Origin of the sequence: Saccharopolyspora antimicrobica, assembly GCF_003635025.1 — a bacterium.
GTDB lineage: Bacteria > Actinomycetota > Actinomycetes > Mycobacteriales > Pseudonocardiaceae > Saccharopolyspora > Saccharopolyspora antimicrobica.
The window spans coordinates 5514374-5533635 of the sequence record NZ_RBXX01000002.1 but is presented as its reverse complement, the minus strand read 5'-3'; the positions used below and the strand labels follow the sequence as shown (position 1 = coordinate 5533635).

Genomic DNA, 19262 nt, shown 5'->3' with positions numbered 1-19262 from the left:
TGTGGTCCGGATGTCAAGCCTGCCAACCCCGAAGGGGCGGCCGCCAGGCCGGGCTTGACATCCGGACCACAGCCCCCACAATCCCCCAAACCACGGGGATGACCCCCACCACAACACAACAGAAAAAGCCCCAACCACCAACCCAACAGCCACCAAGCCGCACCGGCCCAAAGCCGGCAACAGAACGGTCCCAAGCTCAACGCGGACGAGGCAGATGCTTGGCAATGAACAACCCCTCAGCCGACACGCAAACCTCACCGCCGGCCGTGACGGCACCGCTCGTACGGATCTTCCGCCCGTCGACACCGGTCTGCACCCCGGTGATGGTCAACGGCTCGAACAACGGTGTCGGCCGGTGGTATCGCAGCGTCAGCTCCGCCGTCATGCCCGAGACCCCGGCCCAGTGGTTGGCCACCCCGAGGGTGTGATCGAGGATCAGCGCCGAGATCCCGCCGTGCACATGGCCAGGCGGTCCCTGGTACGGCAGGCCGAGCGTCAGGACGCCGCGCACCGAGCCATCGGACTGGCCGATCAGCTGCAGCGGGGGTGCGATCGCGTTCTCCGGGCCGGTCACGGGGTCGTGGCGGGTGGTGCCCTCCCCCGCCCACATGTCCACCATCCGCTGGTTCATCGCCGGTGCGTGCTCGTCGAGGTTGTCCGCCACGGAGTTCAGCTGGTCGGCGATCCGCCCCATCTCCGCCGTCGAACCGCTGCCGGCGCGCAACAGCGACTCGATCACCCGTCGGGCTGCCGTGACCGCCGCGTCGACGCCGTCCTGGTGCGGATCAGCAGTCAGCTCCTGAGGTGCGGTCATGCCTTCACCTCCGCGGTTGCGTGGGTCAGCACCGGCGCGTCGTCGCGCTCCGGGCACGTCGAGCGAAGCGCGAGTCGATCGCTCTCACGCCACACCTCCGTGCGGATGGTTTCGCCGGGCAGCAGTGTTCCGGCGAATCGCGCGGACATCGCGCGCAGGCGGGTTGCGTCGCCGTCGAGCAGTCCGTCCACGATCGCCTTCGCGACCAGTCCGTAGGTTGCCAGACCGTGCAGGATGGGCCGGTCGAATCCCGCTGCGCGGGCGAATCCGGGGTCGGCGTGCAGCGGGTTCATGTCACCGTTGAGCCGGTAGAGCAGCGCCTGGTCCGGTGCGGTGGGCGAGTTCAGCACCGCGTCCGGCTCGCGTTCCGGCAGCGCGGTGGGGGCTTCCGGGCCGGGGTCACCGCCGAAGCCGCCTTCTCCGCGCGCCCAGATCTGCATGGTCGTCGTCCACAGTGCCGCACCGGCGTGGTCCGCCGCGGTTGATTCGAGGACGATCAGCGCTGCTTTTCCCTTGTCCCTCACGTCGGTCACGCGGTTGCTGACCGTTGCCGCGCCGGATTGCGGGAGCGGGCGGTGGACTTCGAGGGCTTGGCCCGCGTGCAGGATCTTGCGGAGGTCGACGTCGATGCCGGGCAGTGCCAGGCCCGGCGTGCCGCGGTCGCCTGCCGAGATCCCCTGCCCGGCCACCAGCGCGAAGGTGGGCAGCACCTGGAGGTTGGCCTCGTAGGTGTAGGGCAGCTCCGGTTCGACGTCTGCGCGGGCGCCTGCGCCGAGCGAGAGGTGGTACAGCAGCACGTCGCGCTGCGTCCACGAGATCTCGCGCGTCGTGGGTGGGGCCGCCAGCGCCGCAGCGGGGTCGATCGCCATCTTCGGGTTCTCTCCTGTGTCGTCGGTTCCGCGCGGGTGTCGATCTCGCGCGAAATCGGCCGTCACCCGGGTGAACGTCGGTTCCGCGCGAAATCGAGCAGGTTCCGGGTGACGGCCGGTGGGGCGGGGTCAGGGTTTGGGGTGGGGTTCGGGGTCTCTGGGCAGGCCGAGGAGTCGTTCTCCGATGATGTTGAGCTGGACCTCGGTGGTGCCACCGGCTATCGACAGGCACCGGGTGTTGAGGAACTTCCAGGTCGCGGTGGGGACGCCCGTGTCCGGGCGGTGGTGGTCGGCGTGCAGCGCCGCCGGGCCCTGCCACTCCATCGCCGTTTCCCACACCTGCTGGACGTGCTCCACGCCGAGGAACTTGGCGATGGAGGACTCCGCGCCGGGCTGTTGCCCGCTCAGCGAGCGGATCGTCTGGCGCAGCCCGAGCAGCGCGCCCGCTTGGGCGTCGGCGAGGATCTGGCCCAGCACCGCGAGGCGGTGGTCGTCCGCTCGTGCCGCCGCCAGTTCCAGGAGTGCCTCGCCGCCCGCGCCCAGCGAGGAGTCCTGGGACAGGGCGACGCGCTCGTTGGCCAGGGTGGTGCGGGCGAGCTTCCAGCCGTCGCCGGGCTGGGCGACCAGCATGTCGTCGGGCACGAAGACGTCGTCGAGGAACACCTCGTTGAACAGGGCCTCGCCGGTGAGCTCGCGCAGCGGCCGGATGGTGATGCCCGGGCTGTCCATGTCCAGCAGGAAGTAGGACAGTCCCTTGTGCTTGGGCGCGTCCGGGTCGGTCCGGGCCAGGAGGATGCCGTAGTGCGCCTCGGTGGCCACCGAGGTCCACACCTTCTGGCCGTTGATCTTCCAGCCGCCGTCTACCTTCTCGGCCCTGGTGGACAGGCCGGCCAGGTCGGAGCCCGCGCCGGGTTCGGAGAACAGCTGGCACCAGGTGATGTCCCCGCGCAGGCTGGCGGGCAGGAACCGGCGCTGCTGCGCCTCGTCGCCGTGCCGGATCAGCGTCGGCACCACCCAGTTCCCGATCACCATGTCGTGCGCCCTGACCTGCGCGGCCCGCATCTCCTCGGCGATGGTGAGCTGCTCGACCGCGTCGGCGCCCCGGCCCCACGGCTTCGGCAGGTGCGGTGCGGTGTACCCGTGCTCGGCGAGGAAGGCGATCCGCTCTTCTTCCGGCAGCGCAACGGCTTCGGCGAGTTCGGCGCGGACCACGGCCCGGATCTCCGCCGCTTCCGGCGGCAGGTCCACCGTCACCTCGCGGCGAGCACCGCCGAGCGCCAGCCGCGCGATCCGCTGGTGCCAGTGCGCGGTGGAACCCAGCAGCAGACGCGAGGTTTGCGCGCGGCGCAGGTGGAGTCCGGCGTCGTGCTCCCAGGTGAACCCGATGCCGCCGAGGACCTGGATGCAGTCCTTCGCGGTGCTGAACCCCGCCTCGACGCAGGTGGCTCCCGCGACCGCAGCTGCCAAGGCCACTTCTTCGGCAGCATCCTCGGCATCGTGCGCGCGAGCCGCGTCCCAGGCGCAGGCCCGGGCGGCCTCGGTGCGGGCCAGCATCCGCGCGCAGCGGTGCTTGACGCCCTGGAACTGCCCGATCGGTCGGCCGAACTGCTCGCGAACCCCGGCGTATTCCGCAGCTGTCGCGGTGCACCAGTCGGCGATGCCGCACGCCTCGGCAGCGAACAGGATCGCCGCCAGGTCGCAGGGCCGGTCGGCCGGGATGTCGAGGACATCCGCAGCGGGCACGTGCACTCCGGTCAGCGTCACGGTGGCCAGCCGCCGCGTGAGGTCGTGGCTCGGCACCTCGCTCACCTCAGCCGCCGCGCCCGGCAGCACCACCCAGGAATCCGCGTCGACGCGGAGGACGAGCACGTCCGCGAGGTGTGCGCCGAGCACCGGCGTGGCGGAGCCGGACACGAACAGGCCGCCGTCCTCGGCGCGCTCGGCGGTGAAGCCGTCACCGAGTCCGACCGCGCCGGTCGCCGAGCCGTCTGCCAGCACCGGCAGGTGCTCGTGGTGCCCGGCTTCCAGCAGCACCGCGCTGGCGAGCACGGTCGGCAGGAACGGTCCCGGTGCCATGTTGCGGCCGAGCTCCTCCAGGACGACCGCGAGTTCGAGCAGCCCGAAGCCCGCGCCGCCGACCGAATCAGGCAAGTGCAGCCCGAACAGGCCCTGCTCGGCCAGCTGCGCCCAGAACGGCGGCAGCTGCTCGGTCTTCGCATCGACCGCGGCGCGCACCTCGGTCTCGGTGATGTGCCGTCCGGCGAAGGCCCGCACCGAGTCCCGCAGGTCCCGGTGCTCTTCGCTCAACCCCAAGGTTTCCCGTGCCATCTCAGATCCGTTCGACGATGGTTGCGGTGGCGTGCGCGCCGCCTGCGCACATGGTGATCAGTGCGGTGGAGCGGTCGCTGCGCTCCAGTTCGTGGACAGCCTGGGTGATCAGCCGGGCGCCCGTGGAACCGACGGCGTGTCCCAGCGCGATCGCACCGCCGTTGACGTTGACCTTGTCCATGTCGGCCTCGTGCACCTGCGCCCACGACAGCACCACGGAGGCGAACGCCTCGTTGATCTCCACCAGGTCGATGTCGCCGAGCTTCATGCCCGACCTCGCCAGCACGTGCTCGGTCGCGAGCACGGGGCCGTCGAGGTGGTAGTACGGGTCGGCGCCCACCATCCCGGAGGCGATGATCCGGGCTCTCGGCCGCAGCCCCTCGGCTTCGGCCCGCTCGCGGCTCATCAGCAGCACGGCCGCCGCCCCGTCGCTGATCTGCGAGGAGTTGCCCGCCGTGTGGATGCCGTCGGCGATGACCGGGTGGAGCCCGGCCAGCGCCTCGGCCGTGGTCTCGCGCAGGCCCTGGTCACGGGTCACTTGGCCGACGGGGATGATCTGGCCGTCGAAGCGCCCCTCCGCCCAGGCGGCCGCCGCCTTCCGCTGGGAGGCGAGGCCGAGCGCGTCGGCGTCGGCCCGCGTGATGCCGCGGTGGCGCGCGATGCGCTCGGCGGCGGTGAACTGGTCGGGCATGTCGATCGCCCACGAGTCCGGCACCGGCATCCCGGTGTCCGGGGCCAGCGCCGCACCGAGGAAGACGCGGCTCATCGACTCCACGCCGCAGCCGATCCCGATGTCGATGGCGCCGCCGGCGATCAGCCCGGCCACCAGGTGCACGGCCTGCTGGGACGAGCCGCAGGCGCAGTCGATGGTGGTGCACGCGGTGCCGTGCGGCAGCCCCGCGTGCAGCCAGGCGTTGCGCGTGACGTTGTTGGACTGCTCGCCGACCTGGGTCACGCAGCCGCCGACGACCTGGTCGACCTGCGCCGCATCCAGTCCGGCTCGCGCGAGCACACCTCGCTGGGCGTGCCCGAGCAGCTCCGCCGGGTGCAGCCCGGACAGCGCGCCGGAGCGCTTCCCGACCGGTGTGCGACCGGCCTCGACGATGACGGCTTCGGGCATCTGCTCCCCTCCTTCGGGCGCGAGGCGGCGATACCTCGCACTACTAGAATTCGTTATCCATCGCATCCAACCGGCTCTTCACGGTGTTTTGCTGCGGTATATCCACTCAGCGGGACAGCGCAGGATCGAAAAAGAGAACGAATACTAGCTTCGTGCGGCAGTCGATCGTCGGACGAAGGAGAACGCGATGGGTGGCAGCACGCTGGAGGGCCGCACCGCGGTCGTGACCGGTGCCGGTGCCGGGCTCGGGCGCGCGGAAGCGCTCGCGCTGGCCGCGCAGGGCGCCAACGTGGTCGTCAACGACATGGGCCCGGCAGCGGAAGGCGTCGTGGCCGAGATCAAGGCCGCGGGCGGCGACGCGGTGGTAGTGACCGGCGACGTCGGCGAGTGGTCCACCGGCGACCGGCTGGTGGAGGCCGCGGTGGACACCTTCGGCAGCCTGGACGTGGTGGTGAACAACGCGGGCGTCCTGCGGGACACGATGCTGTTCAACCTCACCGAGCGGGACTGGGACGACGTCATCCACGTGCACCTCAAGGGGCACGCGTCGGTCTCGCGCGCGGCGGCGGTGCACTGGCGCAACGCCAGCAAGGCGGCGGGCGGCCCGGTCTACGGCCGCATCGTCAACACCACGTCCGAGGCGTTCCTGTTCGGCGCCGCCGGGCAGCCGAACTACTCGGCGGCCAAGGCGGGCATCACCGCGCTGACCCTCTCCACCGCGCAAGGGCTCGCCCGGTACGGGGTGCGCACCAACGCGATCTGCCCGCGGGCCCGCACCGACATGACGGCCCACGTCTTCAGCGCCGACCCCAGCGGCGGTGAGCTGGACATCCTGGCCCCGGAGCGGGTCGGCACGTTCGCGGCCTACCTGGCATCACCGGCGGCGGAGGAGATCAACGGGCAGGTCTTCGTGGTCTACGGCGACATGGTCGCGCTGCTGGCCCCGCCCACGGTGGAGCGGAAGTTCACCGCGGCGACGGGGACCTTCAGCGTCGACGAGCTCGACGACAACCTCACGCCGTACTTCTCCGGTCGCGAACCGCACCGGACCTACGCGGCCTACAGCGTCGCGGAGCTGGACACCACGGGAATCCAGAACATCGCATCCCGCAGGTGACCGGCTAGGCGTTGGAGCGGGCGGCGAGGAGGAGACCGCAGGCCAGGCTGATCTCCTCCTCCACGTCGGCCATGGACAGCCTGCCGTTGAGCGCCGAGCTCAGCATCCCGTACCAGCACTCGATCACCAGGCTCACCAGGCGGATGTCCCGGGCCGTCGGGCTGTCGATGCCCAGCATCCGCAGCACCGCGTCCTGCATCAGCTTGTCGATGCGGATCGCTTCGCTGACCGTCGCGGCGTTGGCCTGGACGTTGGACTGCATCATCGCGCTGGCCAGCAGCGGGCGGCTCAGCAGCTTCCGGCTGGAGCGCAGCAGCAGCTCGCACACCGCCTCGACCGGGTCCTGCCCGGGCCGCGGCGGGCGCGCCAGGCCGTCCAGCTGCTCCACCTGCTCGGCCATGACGGCGGTGAACAGGTGCGTCTTCGAGGGGAAGTAGCGGTACAGCGTGGCGATCGCGACGCCTGCTTCCTTCGCCACGTCCTGCATCTGCACGCGGTCGAGCCCTCGCTCGGTGGCGAGGCTCGCGGCGGCTCGCAGGATCCGGCGCTGACGCGCCTTCTGCTCCTGCGAGCTGGGCTCCGCGGGCGGCCTGGCCTCGGCGATTCTGGGCACCTGTTCCCCCTCGGTCGATCCGGTCGCGCCCCTGATTGTGCGGGGCGCCTGGTCGCCGTCCCCGCCAACGTACCGCTCACCGGGACGGGTCGCGCCGCCCGCTCGCGCTTGCACTCGATCGAACCGCGAGGAGCCGCACCCGAGCTCAGACCAGCGTGTCCTCGACCGGCAGGTCGAACTCCCCCTTGCCGTACAGCGCGAGCGCGCGCTGCGCGTCGTTGGCCACGTGCATGCTGCCCGCGTGCGCGTCGCGCCAGGCCCGTTCGACCGGGTTGCCCCGTCGCAGCGAATTCCCGCCTGCGCTCTGGAAGAGCAGGTCGATGGCCCCCACCGCGCGCTCGGTGGCGCGCACCTGGTCCCGGCGGGTGCGCAGCCGCAGCTCCGCCGGGATCTCCGCGCCGCGCACCGCGTGGTCGTAGAGCTCGGTGATGTTGCGGTCCAGTTGCAGGACCGCCGCGTCGATCTCCGATGCCGCGCGCGCCACCGCCACCTGAGCGCCCTGGTCCTCCACGAAGCGGCCACCGCCGAGGCTCAGCCGCACCCGGTCGCGCATGACCGAGACGTAGCCGGCGTAGCTGCCCGCCACGACGCCGACGACCGGTGCCGCGACCGCCGTGGTGAACACCGCGCCGAACGGCATCGCGTACAGCGGCCCCCGGTTCACCGCCCGGCCGGGGCCGCGCAGCTGCGCGATGTCGTAGTTGCGGACGATCCGGTGATCAGGCACGAACGCCTTGTCCACGACGACATCGTTGCTCCCGGTGCCGCGCAGGCCGACGGGATCCCACACGTCCAGCACCTGGAAGTCCGCGCGGGGAACCAGGACGCTGAGGAAGTCGACCGGTCGCCCGCCGTCGCCGACGACCAACCCGCCGAGCAGCGCCCAGTTCGCGTGATCGCAGCCAGAGGCGAAGCTCCACCTGCCGTTGAGCACGCAGCCGCCGTCAACCGCGCGGAGCCGCCCGATGGGTGCGTACGAGGAGCAGATCAGCGCATCCGGGCCGTCCGCCCAGACCTCCTCCTGCGCTTCGCCCGGGAACAGGCCGACGTGCCACGGGTGCACGCCGAGCACCGAGAGCACCCAGCCGGTGGAGCCGCACACCGCCGACACCTCGCGGACGACCTCGTAGAACTGCGCCGGATCGCCTTCCAGACCGCCGAACCGCTCCGGTTGCAGCATCCGGAACGCACCGGCCGAAACCAGGTCCGCCACCGTCTCCGCCGGCAGTCGCCGGGACTCCTCCGCGTCCCGGGCTCGCTCCGCGATCGCCGGCAGCACGTCGCGGATCCGTTCCAGCACGCAGTCCGCCTCTCCGCGATTTTCAGTGGTGGTTTCGCCCGAGATCAATCTCGCGTTTCCCGGTTTCTTGTGACTGCGTTGCATCACGGTCCCCTGAGGTGCGGTTGAGCAGGACTCCGGTTGGCGCAATCCGGTTGGCGGAAGGGCTGTCACTGCGCCATCCTGCGATCGGGCGGGGCACCGGGCCGCCGGGAGGTACCGGTGAGTGGGATTACCGGCCATTCCGGCCGCCGCGGGCACCTAACTTCACGGCCAGACCTGCTGCCCACCGGAAGGGACGACGAGCATGACACCCCCTGTGTCAACCCCAGCCCTGCTCAACCGCACCTCAGGGGACCGTGACGCAACCCAGCCACAAGAACCCCCCAAACGCAAGATCACTCCCGAACGCAACCACCACTGAAAAACGCGGAGAGGCGGGACAGGGAGAGGCGGGACAGGGCATGACCGCTGTGGAGGAGGTCCGGCAGATCGAGGTGGACGAGGCACCCACCCGGTTCGCCCGCGGCTGGCACTGCCTCGGGCTCGCCGGCGGCTTCAAGGACGGCAAGCCGCACACGGTGCACGCGTTCGGGCAGAAGCTCGTCGTCTGGGCCGATTCCCGAGGTGAGCTCAACGTCCTCGACGCCTACTGCAGGCACATGGGCGGCGACCTGTCGCAGGGCCGTCGAATCGGTGCTGATCAACTGCCACTACCCGGTCACCGCGAACTCCTTCGTGCTGCAGTACGGCATCATCGTCAAGCGCTCCGACCGGCTGCCGGACGCCGACGAGACGGCGCGCAAGATCGGCGAGTTCATCAAGATCGGCTTCGAGCAGGACGTGCAGATCTGGCGGAACAAGACCCGCATCGACAACCCGCTGCTGTGCGAGGAGGACGGCCCGGTCTACCAGCTGCGGCGCTGGTACGAGCAGTTCTACGTGGACGTGGCCGACGTGACGCCGGAGATGGTGGACCGCTTCGAGTACGAGATCGACACCACCCGGCCCAACGAGGCGTGGCGCCGCGAGGTCGAGGCGAACCTGGCCGCCGCGAACGGGAACGCCTGATGGCGGTCCGCGCCGACGGCCGGTTGGCCGACTCCCCCATGCGGCCCGTGCGTTGCGACGCCTGCGGTGGTCAGGTCGAGGTCCGCAAGAGCAGCTGGGAGCAGACCAGCATCCAGTGGCACGCCGACTCGCTGCGCGCCTGCGCCGAGCGTCGCGCCGCGCGGCCCGGGACCGGCCCGAACGGCGAGTTCTTCAGCGGCTGCACGGCATTGCGCGATTCCGTGCGCGCGGCGGCGACCCGAGGCGAGATCCCGATCCAGGTGGAGGACTGACGTGCTGGACTCCTACGGCCCGTGGGCGGTGATCGCCGGTGGCTCCGAAGGCGTGGGCGCCGCGTTCGCCCACCAGCTCGCCGACGCCGGGATCAACCTGGTGCTGATCGCCCGCAAGCCCGGGCCGCTGGCCGACACGGCCGCGCAGGTGCGGGCCAAGGGCGTCGAGGTGCGCACGCTGGAGCTCGACCTGCTCGCACCGGAGGCTCTGCGGACCATCCGGTCGGTCACCGACGACCTCGACGTGGGGCTGTTGATCTTCAACGCGGGCGCCAACAGCTACGGGCACGAGTTCGTCACGGGCGATCTCGACCGGGTGCGCGAGGTGATCGACCTGAACATCACCGCGCAGCTCGCGCTCACCCACCACTTCGGCGCGCGGCTGAAGCAGCGGGGCCGCGGCGGGGTGCTGCTGGTCGGCTCGATGGCCGGATACCTGGGGCAGGCGCAGATCAGCGTCTATTCAGCGGTGAAGGCGTTCTCGCGGGTCTTCGCCGAAGGCCTGTGGCTGGAACTGCGGGAGCACGGCGTCGACGTGCTGGAGCTCGTCCTCGGCGTGACCCGGACTCCGGCGATGGCGCGCGCCGGGCTCAACTTCGACATCCCCGGGCTGAACGTCGCCGAGCCCGACGACGTGGCCCGGGAAGGCCTGGCGCACCTGGCGCACGGCCCGGTGCTGGTGGCCGGCGGCAACGCCGACGCCGCGGTGAAGCGCAGCGGCCCCGACCGGGCCGCGCTCGCGCTCGGGGCGCACGAGGCGTCCAAACGCCTGCTGCCGAAGGCATGAACGGCGTTGCGGGCTGCCGATTTGGCAGGAAATCGGCAGCCCGCCGTTCGTCCTGAGTGGACTACTCGCTCAGGCGCATCACGAGGTTTCCCCGGCGGATGTTGCGCTCTCCTTCGACGGCCTCGCGCAGCACGCGGCCGACCTCGACGAACCCGGCTTCGCGGCCCAGGCGCGCCAGCTCGTCGACCGGCCACCGGTAGGCCGTGGCCACCTTGTGGTCGAACGGCTCGACCGGGCCGTCCCCGGCCTCGAAGAACCCGAGCAGCAGGTGGCCGCCCGGCGCCAGCACCCGGCTGAACTCGGCGAAGAAGCCGGGCACCTCCTCCGGCAGCGCGTGGATGATCGAGAACCAGGACACGATGCCGCGCAGCTCGTCGTCGGCGAGGTCCAGGGCGTCCATCGATCCGACCTCGAACCGCAGGTCGGGGTAGGTCTCGCGAGCGATGTCGATCAACGCCGAGGACAGGTCGACGCCGAAGACGTCCAGGCCCAGGTCGCGCAGGTGCGCGGTCACCGGGCCCGGCCCGCAGCCGAGCTCGGCGACGGTGCCGGGCGAGCCGGCCCGCACGTGCTCGGCGAACGCTGCGAGCGCGGCTCGGTCCAGGGGCAGCCTTTCGAGGTCGTCACGGGGCAGCTCGGCGTAGAGGGCGGCGACGGCGCTGTAGGCGTCCGCCGCCGCCCGGGAAGTCGAAGAAGGGTCGGTCACGACCGAGGACCGTAGCGGTCAGGTCCGACGACGAAAGCGCCGGAGGCCCGTTCCAGGCCTCCGGCGCGCGAGTTGCCGGGTCAGATCATCGAGCGCAGCGGGCCGTTGGGCGGTTCGACGCCGAGTTCGGTCAGGGCGGAGACGTGGAAGACCGCGCCCGGGACGTGGATCGCGTGCACCATGCCCATGTGGCCGTCGCGCCAGAAGCGCTGGATCGGGTTGTCCATCCGCAGGCCGTTGCCGCCGGAGCGGGCCACGATCTCGTCCATCGCGCGGACCGCCCGCCAGGCCGCCGAGACCTGGGTGCGGCGGCTGACCGCGCGCTCGGCGAAGGAGATCTCGACGCCCGCCGCCACCTTGTCGTAGATGCGGGAGACGTTGTCCAGCAGCGCGACGCGGGAGGCGTGGATCTCGGCCGCCGCCTCGCTGATCGCGTAGAGCACGTACGGGTCGTCCTTGACCTTGGTGCCGGTGATCTGCACGCGTTTGCGCTGGTAGGCCAGGTGGTGCGCCAGCGCCCCCTCGCAGATGCCGATCACCGCCGCGGTGATGCCCAGCGGGAACGCCGTGGTGAACGGGACGTGGTAGGTCGGGTTCACCAGGCCGGCGTCCGCGGGCGCGGAGCCGTCGAGCATCTTGCTGAACGGGATCACCCGGTGCGCCGGGACGAAGGCGTCCTCGACGACGATGTCCTTGCTACCGGTGCCGCGCAGGCCCACCACGTCCCAGGAGTCCTCGACGATCCGGTAGTCCGACCGCGGCAGGATCACGTGGTAGGACACCGGCGGCTTGGCCACCTCGCCCGACTCGTCGCCCAGGAAGGCGCCGAGGAAGATCCAGTCGCAGTGGTCGGTGCCGGAGGAGAACTGCCAGTGCCCGGTGAAGCGGTAGCCGCCGTCGACCGGCGTGAGCACGCCCATCGGCGCGTACGGCGAGGCGATCCAGGTGTCGTTGTCGCCGCCCCAGATCTCCTCCTGCACCCGCTCGTCGGCCATCGCCATCTCCCACGGGTGCACGCCGACGATCCCGGCGACCCAGCCGGTCGAGCCGTCGCAGCCGGCCACCTCCATCACCGCTTCGGCGAATTCGGCCGGGTGCGCCTCGGCGCCGCCGTAGCGGGCGGGCTGCAGCATCTTGATGACACCGGTCTCGCGCAGCACCTTGGCGGCCTGGTCGTCGAGCCTGCCGAGGCGCTCGTTGGACTCGGCGACGGCGGTGATCTCCTCGGCGCGCTCCTCGACGGCCGTCAGGACGGGGTGCGGCATCAGCTGGCCCTCGATTCGGTGTCGGCACCGCGACCGGCGAGGTCCACGGCGAGTTCGATCAGCTGGTCCTCCTGGCCGCCGATCAGGTTGCGCCTGCCCGCCTCGACGAGGATCTCGGCGCCGGAGACGCCGTACTTCGCCGCGGCCCGGTCGGCGTGCTTGAGGAAGCTGGAGTAGACGCCGGCGTATCCCATGGTCAGCGAGAGGCGGTCGAGCAGGCACTCGCCGTCCATCACCGGCCGGACCACGTCCTCGGCGGCGTCGATGATCTTCATGGTGTCCACGCCGGTGGAGATGCCGAGCTTCTCGGCGACCGCGACGAACGCCTCCACCGGCGTGTTCCCGGCACCGGCGCCGAAGCGCCTGGTGGAGCCGTCGATCTGGGTGGCTCCGGCGCGCACCGCGAGCACCGAGTTCGCCACGCCCAGGCCCAGGTTCTCGTGGCCGTGGAAGCCGACCTGCGCGTCGTCGCCGAGTTCGGCCACCAGCGCGGCGATCCGGTCGCTGGTGTCCTCCAGCACCAGCGCGCCCGCGGAGTCCACGACGTAGACGCACTGGCAGCCCGCGTCGGCCATGATCCGGGCCTGCGCGGCGAGCACCTCCGGCGGCCGGCTGTGGGCCATCATCAGGAAGCCCACCGTCTCCAGGCCCAGCTCCCGGGCCAGCCCGAAGTGCTGGACGGAGACGTCGGCCTCGGTGCAGTGCGTGGCGATCCGGCAGATCGCGGCGCCGTTGTCCGCCGCCGCCCGGATGTCGTCCTTGACGCCGACGCCGGGCAGCATGAGGAAGGCGATCTTCGCCCGTTCCGCCGCGTCCACCGCGGTCTTGATGAGCTCCTGCTCGGGAGTGCGGCTGAAGCCGTAGTTGAACGACGAGCCGCCGAGGCCGTCGCCGTGGGTGACCTCGATGACCGGGACTCCGGCGCCGTCGAGAGCCGCCACGACGTCGCGCACGTGCTCGGTGGTGAACTGGTGCTGCTTGGCGTGCGATCCGTCGCGGAGCGAGGAATCGGTGATCCTGATCCGGTGCGTCATCGCCGTCCCTCCTGCGCGAGGATCCGCTGGGCGAAGCCTTCGCCGACGCGGGTCGCCGCAGCGGTCATGATGTCGAGGTTTCCGGAGTACGGCGGCAGGAAGTCACCGGCGCCCTCGACTTCGAGGAACACCGCGACCCGCGCCATGCCACCGTTCACAGTGGACGGATCGTCGAACTGCGGATCGGCGCGCAGCCGGTAGCCGGGCACGTAGCTCGCGACGTCGGCGACGACCCGGTGGACGGATTCGGCGATCGCGTCGCGGTCGGCGTCGGCCGGGATCGCGCAGAACACGGTGTCGCGCATCAGCATCGGCGGTTCGGCCGGGTTCAGGATGATGATCGCCTTGCCCCGCCCGGCGCCGCCGATGTCCTCGATGCCGCGAGCCGTGGTGATGGTGAACTCGTCGATGTTCGCCCGCGTGCCGGGACCGGCCGACGGCGAGGCCACGCTGGCCACGATCTCGGCGTAGGCCACCTCGACCACCCGCGAGACCGCTCGCACGATCGGGATGGTGGCCTGCCCGCCGCAGGTGATCAGGTTGACGTTCGGTGCGTCGAGGTGCGCCCCGAGGTTCACCGCGGGCACCACCGCGGGCCCCAGCGCCGCCGGGGTCAGGTCGATCGCCTGGATGCCCCGCTCGGCGTACCTGGGCGCGTTCTCCCGGTGCACGTGGGCCGACGTCGCCTCGAAGACCAGGTCCGGCTGCTCGTCCTGCGCGAACAGCCAGTCGACGCCCTCGGCCGAGCTGATCAGGCCGTTCTGCCGGGCGCGCTGCAGGCCGGGGCTGCCGGGATCGACGCCGATCATCCAGCGCGGCTCGATGGTCTCGGAGCGCAGCAGCTTGCACATCAGGTCGGTGCCGATGTTGCCGGAACCCACGACGGCTGCGGTCGCCTTGGTCACTGTTCGTCCTTTCCGGTTCCCGGCTCACGCGAAGCGGGCCGTGACCGGCCCGGGGCCGGTGAAGTCGGCGCGGAACTCCGCGCCCGGTGCGACGTCGACTGCTCTGGTGCACGAACCCGGCAGGACCTACCGCGTCCTGTCGAGCATGCTCGAACGGTGCCAGCTGCCGCGGCACGACTGGGGTGCCCTTCCCGCTCACCGGGACTTCTCTTCCCCGGCAAGCGAAAACCCGCGGCACGCGCGTTCTGCGCCGCGGGTCTCGGCCGTTCACCGGGATCAGGGTTCGTAGGTCACCTTCAGCCGGTCGGTGAGCGGAATCGCCTGGCAGCCGAGGATGAGGCCGTCGGCGCGGTCGTGCTCGTCGAGCACTTCGTTGCGCTCCAGCTCGACCTCGCCGTCCAGCAGCACGCAAGCGCAGGCGCTGCACGCTCCTTCGCGGCAGGAGTACGGCGCGTCCAGCCCGGCTGCGAGCAGCGCGTCGAGCAGCTTGCTGCCCCGCGGCCAAGTCACGGTGCGCGTCTGCCCGTCGAGCGTCACCTCGACCTCGCTCACCGGCCCGGTTTCGGCCGGAGCTTCGGGTGCCGCGAACGGATCACCGGTCAGCGACGTGAAGCGTTCGACGTGCACCCGGGACGTCCCGAGAGCCTTCAAAGACTCCACCGCCAAGTCCATGAAAGCCGCTGGCCCGCAGACGAATGCCTCGCGATCGGCGTAGGGCCGCAGCAGTGCGCGCAGCGCGGCGGCGGTCGGCGTTCCCTGCACGGATTCCAGCCAGTGCACGACGGTGAGCCGGTCGTCGTCGCGCCCGAGCGCCACCAGCTCGTCGCGGAAGATCACCGAGTGCTCGTCGCGGTTGGCGTAGAGCAGGGTGATCCGGCCACGGCCGGCGCGCAGCGCCGACTTGACGATCGAGAGCACCGGCGTGATCCCGCTGCCCGCGGCGACCAGCAGCAGATCGGTGTCCAGCGACGGGGGCGTGAAGGTGCCCGCCGGGCTCAGCACGTCGAGCACGTCGCCCGCGACGACGTTGTCGCAGATCCAGTTCGAACCGTAGCCGTCCTTGGTGCGCTTGACCGTCACCTTCAGCTCGTCGTCGCAGACCGGTGAGCTGCACAGCGAGTAGCAGCGCGCGGCCCCGCCCGGGATCCGGATGGTCAGGAACTGACCGGGGCGGTAGTCGAAGTCCTCGCCGGGCCGCTCCAGGACCAGGGTGTGCGCGTCCGCGGTCTCCCGGACCACCTCGACCACGCGCAGCTGCCACATGGTGCCTCCCACCGGTTCAGAGCTCGCCGGCGGCCACGAGGTGGCCCAAGACGATGGTGGAGCCGGGCCCGTCGAACTCGTCGTCCCGGGTCACGACCGCTCCTCGCGGGTCAGGAATGCCAGCACCGCGCTCTCCCAGGCTTCCTTCTGCTCGATCATCGCCCAGTGCCCGCAGTCGGGGAAGACGTGCAGCTCGGCGCCGGGGATGGTGCGCATCGGCAGCAGCGCCATGTCGACCGGGCTGACCCGGTCGTCGCGGCCCCAGGTGATCAGCGTCCGGGCCCGGATCCGGTGCAGCATGGCCCAGTACGGCGGCTCGGCGGATGCCGCGGCGGCCTCGAAGGCCTGGCGGCTGTACATCTTCCGCGCGCTGGCCAGGGTGCTCGGCTCGGTGGCGTGCGCCCAGCGCTCCTCGATCAGCTCCTCGGTCACCAGCGACCGGTCGTGCACCATGGAGTTCAGCCAGGCCACGAGCCGTTCGCGGGTGGGTTCCTCGGTGAACTCGATCAGCAGGTTGATGCCCTCGCCCGGCGACGGGCTGAACAGCGCCCGTCCCACCCCGCCGATGGTGACCAGCCTGCGCACCCGGTCCGGGTCGCTGATCGCGAACCGGGCCCCCACGATGCCGCCCATCGAGTTGCCGATCACGTCGGCCCGCTCGATGCCCAGGCCATCCAGGAAGCGGCGGACCGCGGTGGGTGCGGCGACCATCGGGTGCTCGTCCACCGGGTCGCTGACGCCGAAGCCGGGGAACTCCAGCACCAGGCAGCGGAAGTGCTCGGCGAAGACGGGCAGGTTGCCGCGGAAGTTCCGCCACCCGGTCACGCCGGGCCCGGAACCGTGCAGCATCAGCAGGGGTGGCCCGGCACCGGCTTCGTGGTAGCGCAGCACACCTCGGCCCGTCCGCAGCTCGCGCAGCGTGGACTCGTAGCTCAGTTCGGTCATCTCGCGCCCAGCTCCCAAGGACTTTCGGGGGTTTCGCCGGTGCACGTTAGGCGCGATCGCGCGGGAACCAGGGCGCGAACTCCCGGTCAGCGGGATCGCGGCCAGCGGCGTGGATCGCGACCGGAAAGGGCCTCCCGCTCAACGGGATGCCGGGCCGGTGTCCTCGGCGACGCGCCTACCGTCGATCTCGTGAACCCCCATCTGCCCACACCGCTGGAGATGCGCCGCGCGATGGGTTCCTTCGCCAGCGGCGTCACGGTGGTCACCGGGTGCGACGACGGCGAACCGGTCGGCTTCGCCTGCCAGTCCTTCGCCTCGGTCTCGCTCGACCCGCCGCTGGTGCTGTTCTGCGCCGATCACCGGGGCCGGAGCTGGCCGCGGATCCGCACCGCCGGGCGCTTCTGCGTGAACGTGCTCGCCGAGCAGCAGACCGATCTGTGCGACCGGTTCGGCTCCAGCCGCGGGGCGAAGTTCGAGGGCTTGCCCTGGCAGCTGTCCCGGTGGGGCAGCCCGGTGCTGCCGGGCGTGCTCGCCCGGGTGCACGCGCGAGTGCACGAGGTGCACGCCGCCGGGGACCACGACGTGGTGATCGGTGAGGTGCTCGAACTCGAGACACCGGCGCAGGACCGGCCGATGGTGTTCTTCCGCGGCGCCTTCGGGATCGACCCGGAGCTGGTACTGCCCGAAGCCTGGGACTGGGCCTAAGAGCCTGTTGGTGATCGAGTTGCTTGACTGGTCGCCTAGCGGAACCTGAGCGCTTCCCTGGACTGCGGGTGCCCCTCCTGATGTATGAACGAATACACGGCGGAGGGGCCGTCCTCGCCCAGAGAGCCACCCAGTGGCGGGCCACCGTACCCGCCGGTGGTCACCCTGCATACGTGCTCGAAGCGGCTGCCGCCGCTTGCAAAGCGCGGACGGCTCCGCCGACAGTGCTCTCAGAACCAGTCGCCGGAGCCCGCCGCCATCATCCGGTCCAGCGTCGCGCTGGACCAGGTCCGCTCCGGTGCGACGACGTGCATCTGCCGCCACGAGCGGGTTTTCGGCACCGGCGGGTGGAGCACGTCGGAGACCTGCCGCGCGGCGTCGACGACCAGCGGTGCCACCTTCTCCAGCGGTGTCTGGACGCGCCCCACCAGGGAGATGCTGCCCACCGGCCCCTCCGGGCCGCGGACCGCGACCGCCGCGCAGGCCAGCGAGCGGACGCACTCGCCGCGCTCGAAGGCCAGCCCGCGGCGCCGCCGGATGCGGTCGAGCTCCTGGTGCAAGGTGTCGAGGTCGGCGATGGTGCGGTCGGTCAGCCGGCCGATGCGCTCGCCGAGCAGCTCGTCCACCGCTTCCGGTTCCAGCCACGCCAGCATCGCCTTGCCCAGCGCGGTCGAATGCGCCGGAGCCCGGCCGCCGACCCGCGAGGGCACCGATGCCGCGAACCGCCCGCCCACCTTGTCCAGGTAGCGGATCTCGACCCCGTCGAGCACCGCGAGGTGAACAACCATTCCAGTCCGGATCTGGAGGTCGTGCAGCAGCGGCGCGGCGGCGTTGCGCAGCTCGCCGTGCGCGTTGGCCCGACCGCCGAGGCTCAGCGCCCGGCGGCCGAGCGAGTAGCCCGCCGCGCTGTGCTGGAGCCAGTCCAGCCGGACCAGCTGATCGAGGATCCGGTGCGCCGTCGACCTCGGCAGATGCGTTCTCCGCGCGACGTCCTCCAGGGTGAGCCGGACCGAGCACCGCTCGAAGGAGTCGAGGATCAGGGTCATCCGCTCCACCATGGAGGGCGGCAGCTCGCGACGCGGGGAGGCGGGAACGGCAGGGACGGTCATGGTGCTCCCCTCAGCCCGGTTGACGAAGGCAAAACTGAAATGAATTCCACCCGTCTTCCCGACGGTAGCAGCGCCGCGCCCGAGGCGGAACCCTCGCACGGAGTTTCGCCGCTCCCGATGACCGGGACGGGCCTGGAGGTCCGGGTGCCCGCTGGGCTACACCTGGTTGCCGGTTCCGGCGAGGAGAGGTCTGCGGATGAGGATCGGCATCGTCAGCCCGGTGGTGACCCGGGTTCCCGGGGCGCATTCGGAATGGGAGAGCACCGCGGGGATCGACGACCTCGGGCGGATCGCCGAGACCGCCGACCGGCTGGGCTTCCACCACCTGACCTGCAGCGAGCACGTGGCCGTGCCCCGGGAGGTCGCCGCACAGCGAGGTGCGACGTACTGGGACCCGCTGGCCACCTTCGGGTACCTGGCCGCGCGCACCAGCCGGATCCGCCTCGTCACGCAGGTACTGGTGCTCGGCTACCACCATCCGCTGGAGATCGCCAAGCGCTACGGCACCCTCGACCGGGTCTCCGGCGGCCGCCTGGTGCTGGGCCTGGGCGTCGGCAGCCTCGAAGAGGAATTCCGGTTGCTCGGCGCGGAATTCGCCGACCGGGGCGCCCGCGCCGATGATGCGCTCGCCGCACTGCGCGCGAGCCTGTCGCGCCGGGAACCGGCGTACCACGGCGTGCACTACGACTACGCGGGCTTCGTCGTGGAGCCGCACGCCGTGCAGGACCGCGTACCGCTGTGGATCGGCGGCCGGACCCTGCGCTCGCTGCGGCGCGCGACGACGCACGGCGACGGTTGGGTGCCGTTCGGGCTCACCAGCGCACAACTGCGGGAGATGCTGGCGAAGGTGGATCCGCCCGCAGGCTTCGAAGTCGTGCTCCCCGCCGGTGAGGTGCTCGACCCGTCCGGCGACCGGGCTGCGACCGAGGCGGCGCTGGCGCGGGCGCGCGATGCGGGCGCGACGCTGGTCGGCGCGCAGCTGCGGGCGCGATCGGCCGAGCACTACTGCGAGCAGCTCGAAGCCCTGGCAGCAGCAGCCGACATCGACTGAGCGGAGGCA

General features: G+C 71.3%; 18 protein-coding genes and 1 pseudogene. 6 read left to right on the top strand and 13 right to left on the bottom strand.

Going from position 1 to position 19262, the window contains the following annotated elements; all coding sequences use genetic code 11:
- Positions 1-196: 196 nt before the first annotated feature.
- The 4 genes from ATL45_RS26545 to ATL45_RS26530 form a co-directional block, all read right to left on the bottom strand.
- Complete coding sequence (locus ATL45_RS26545; RefSeq protein ID WP_093159531.1) at positions 197-814, bottom strand: PaaI family thioesterase; 618 nt, start codon at positions 812-814, stop codon at positions 197-199.
- Complete coding sequence (locus ATL45_RS26540; protein WP_093159530.1) at positions 811-1683, bottom strand: MaoC/PaaZ C-terminal domain-containing protein; 873 nt, start codon at positions 1681-1683, stop codon at positions 811-813. Before ATL45_RS26540 ends, ATL45_RS26545 begins: the two co-directional genes overlap by 4 nt.
- Positions 1684-1812: 129 nt before the next feature.
- Complete coding sequence (locus tag ATL45_RS26535) at positions 1813-4011, bottom strand: acyl-CoA dehydrogenase family protein (protein ID WP_093159527.1); 2199 nt, start codon at positions 4009-4011, stop codon at positions 1813-1815.
- A gap of 1 nt (position 4012) precedes the next feature.
- Positions 4013-5131: a steroid 3-ketoacyl-CoA thiolase gene (locus tag ATL45_RS26530; protein WP_093159525.1), complete on the bottom strand. Its 1119-nt coding sequence runs from the start codon at positions 5129-5131 to the stop codon at positions 4013-4015.
- 187 nt (positions 5132-5318) lie between these two features.
- On the opposite strand from ATL45_RS26530, the gene ATL45_RS26525 reads away from it, so the two are divergent.
- Positions 5319-6248, top strand: coding sequence for a 3-oxoacyl-ACP reductase (locus ATL45_RS26525; protein ID WP_093159522.1), 930 nt, complete (start codon positions 5319-5321; stop codon positions 6246-6248).
- Between the two features lie 4 nt (positions 6249-6252).
- On the opposite strand, the gene ATL45_RS26520 is transcribed toward ATL45_RS26525, so the two are convergent.
- Both ATL45_RS26520 and hsaA read right to left on the bottom strand, forming a co-directional pair.
- Positions 6253-6861 (bottom strand): TetR/AcrR family transcriptional regulator, encoded by a 609-nt coding sequence (locus ATL45_RS26520; RefSeq protein WP_093159520.1) that lies wholly within the window; start codon positions 6859-6861, stop codon positions 6253-6255.
- 145 nt (positions 6862-7006) lie between these two features.
- A complete protein-coding gene (hsaA, locus tag ATL45_RS26515) occupies positions 7007-8161 on the bottom strand; it encodes a 3-hydroxy-9,10-secoandrosta-1,3,5(10)-triene-9,17-dione monooxygenase oxygenase subunit (RefSeq protein ID WP_246025555.1) in 1155 nt (384 codons plus the stop codon).
- 443 nt (positions 8162-8604) lie between these two features.
- On the opposite strand from hsaA, the pseudogene ATL45_RS26510 reads away from it, so the two are divergent.
- From ATL45_RS26510 to ATL45_RS26500, 3 genes and pseudogenes are all read left to right on the top strand, one after another.
- A pseudogene (locus tag ATL45_RS26510) lies at positions 8605-9211 on the top strand (3-ketosteroid-9-alpha-monooxygenase, oxygenase component).
- Positions 9211-9483, top strand: a complete 273-nt coding sequence (locus tag ATL45_RS26505) for a ferredoxin (protein WP_093159515.1) — start codon at positions 9211-9213, stop codon at positions 9481-9483. Before ATL45_RS26510 ends, ATL45_RS26505 begins: the two are co-directional and overlap by 1 nt.
- A gap of 1 nt (position 9484) precedes the next feature.
- Entirely contained in the window at positions 9485-10270 is a 786-nt protein-coding gene (locus ATL45_RS26500) for an SDR family NAD(P)-dependent oxidoreductase (RefSeq protein WP_093159512.1), read from the top strand.
- Positions 10271-10331: 61 nt separating this feature from the next.
- Here the strand turns inward: ATL45_RS26500 and ATL45_RS26495 are convergent, their stop codons facing one another.
- From ATL45_RS26495 to ATL45_RS26465, 6 genes are all read right to left on the bottom strand, one after another.
- Positions 10332-10976, bottom strand: coding sequence for a class I SAM-dependent DNA methyltransferase (locus tag ATL45_RS26495; protein ID WP_093159510.1), 645 nt, complete (start codon positions 10974-10976; stop codon positions 10332-10334).
- Positions 10977-11056: 80 nt separating this feature from the next.
- Positions 11057-12241 carry an acyl-CoA dehydrogenase family protein gene (locus tag ATL45_RS26490; protein WP_093159507.1) on the bottom strand — a complete coding sequence of 395 codons (1185 nt, stop codon included), beginning with the start codon at positions 12239-12241 and terminating at the stop codon, positions 11057-11059.
- Entirely contained in the window at positions 12241-13275 is a 1035-nt protein-coding gene (dmpG, locus tag ATL45_RS26485) for a 4-hydroxy-2-oxovalerate aldolase (protein ID WP_093159505.1), read from the bottom strand. Before dmpG ends, ATL45_RS26490 begins: the two co-directional genes overlap by 1 nt.
- A complete protein-coding gene (locus tag ATL45_RS26480; RefSeq protein ID WP_093159502.1) occupies positions 13272-14180 on the bottom strand; it encodes an acetaldehyde dehydrogenase (acetylating) in 909 nt (302 codons plus the stop codon). The genes dmpG and ATL45_RS26480 overlap by 4 nt, the downstream gene beginning before the upstream one ends.
- A gap of 276 nt (positions 14181-14456) precedes the next feature.
- Positions 14457-15443 carry a ferredoxin--NADP reductase gene (locus ATL45_RS26470; protein ID WP_093159500.1) on the bottom strand — a complete coding sequence of 329 codons (987 nt, stop codon included), beginning with the start codon at positions 15441-15443 and terminating at the stop codon, positions 14457-14459.
- A gap of 90 nt (positions 15444-15533) precedes the next feature.
- Complete coding sequence (locus ATL45_RS26465; RefSeq protein ID WP_093159497.1) at positions 15534-16388, bottom strand: alpha/beta fold hydrolase; 855 nt, start codon at positions 16386-16388, stop codon at positions 15534-15536.
- A 189-nt stretch (positions 16389-16577) separates the two neighbouring features.
- Between ATL45_RS26465 and ATL45_RS26460 the strand changes: the two genes are divergently transcribed.
- Positions 16578-17093: a flavin reductase family protein gene (locus tag ATL45_RS26460; RefSeq protein ID WP_246025554.1), complete on the top strand. Its 516-nt coding sequence runs from the start codon at positions 16578-16580 to the stop codon at positions 17091-17093.
- Positions 17094-17323: 230 nt separating this feature from the next.
- Here the strand turns inward: ATL45_RS26460 and ATL45_RS26455 are convergent, their stop codons facing one another.
- Positions 17324-18202 (bottom strand): IclR family transcriptional regulator, encoded by an 879-nt coding sequence (locus ATL45_RS26455; RefSeq protein ID WP_211841293.1) that lies wholly within the window; start codon positions 18200-18202, stop codon positions 17324-17326.
- A gap of 196 nt (positions 18203-18398) precedes the next feature.
- Here ATL45_RS26455 and ATL45_RS26450 point away from each other — a divergent pair, with 196 nt between their 5' ends.
- Entirely contained in the window at positions 18399-19253 is an 855-nt protein-coding gene (locus ATL45_RS26450; protein WP_093159489.1) for a TIGR03619 family F420-dependent LLM class oxidoreductase, read from the top strand.
- Positions 19254-19262: the final 9 nt, after the last annotated feature.

Excerpts from the sequence above, each read along its gene's own strand:
- ATL45_RS26470 (WP_093159500.1), bottom strand. The coding sequence starts at position 15,443 with ATGTGGCAGCTGCGCGTGGTCGAGGTGGTCCGGGAGACCGCGGACGCG.
- ATL45_RS26505 (WP_093159515.1), top strand. The coding sequence starts at position 9,211 with ATGGCGGTCCGCGCCGACGGCCGGTTGGCCGACTCCCCCATGCGGCCC.
- ATL45_RS26540 (WP_093159530.1), bottom strand. The coding sequence starts at position 1,683 with ATGGCGATCGACCCCGCTGCGGCGCTGGCGGCCCCACCCACGACGCGC.
- ATL45_RS26450 (WP_093159489.1), top strand. The coding sequence starts at position 18,399 with ATGAGGATCGGCATCGTCAGCCCGGTGGTGACCCGGGTTCCCGGGGCG.
- ATL45_RS26525 (WP_093159522.1), top strand. The coding sequence starts at position 5,319 with ATGGGTGGCAGCACGCTGGAGGGCCGCACCGCGGTCGTGACCGGTGCC.
- ATL45_RS26465 (WP_093159497.1), bottom strand. The coding sequence starts at position 16,388 with ATGACCGAACTGAGCTACGAGTCCACGCTGCGCGAGCTGCGGACGGGC.
- ATL45_RS26455 (WP_211841293.1), bottom strand. The coding sequence starts at position 18,202 with ATGACCGTCCCTGCCGTTCCCGCCTCCCCGCGTCGCGAGCTGCCGCCC.
- ATL45_RS26545 (WP_093159531.1), bottom strand. The coding sequence starts at position 814 with ATGACCGCACCTCAGGAGCTGACTGCTGATCCGCACCAGGACGGCGTC.
- dmpG (WP_093159505.1), bottom strand. The coding sequence starts at position 13,275 with ATGACGCACCGGATCAGGATCACCGATTCCTCGCTCCGCGACGGATCG.
- ATL45_RS26535 (WP_093159527.1), bottom strand. The coding sequence starts at position 4,011 with ATGGCACGGGAAACCTTGGGGTTGAGCGAAGAGCACCGGGACCTGCGG.
- ATL45_RS26490 (WP_093159507.1), bottom strand. The coding sequence starts at position 12,241 with ATGCCGCACCCCGTCCTGACGGCCGTCGAGGAGCGCGCCGAGGAGATC.
- ATL45_RS26530 (WP_093159525.1), bottom strand. The coding sequence starts at position 5,131 with ATGCCCGAAGCCGTCATCGTCGAGGCCGGTCGCACACCGGTCGGGAAG.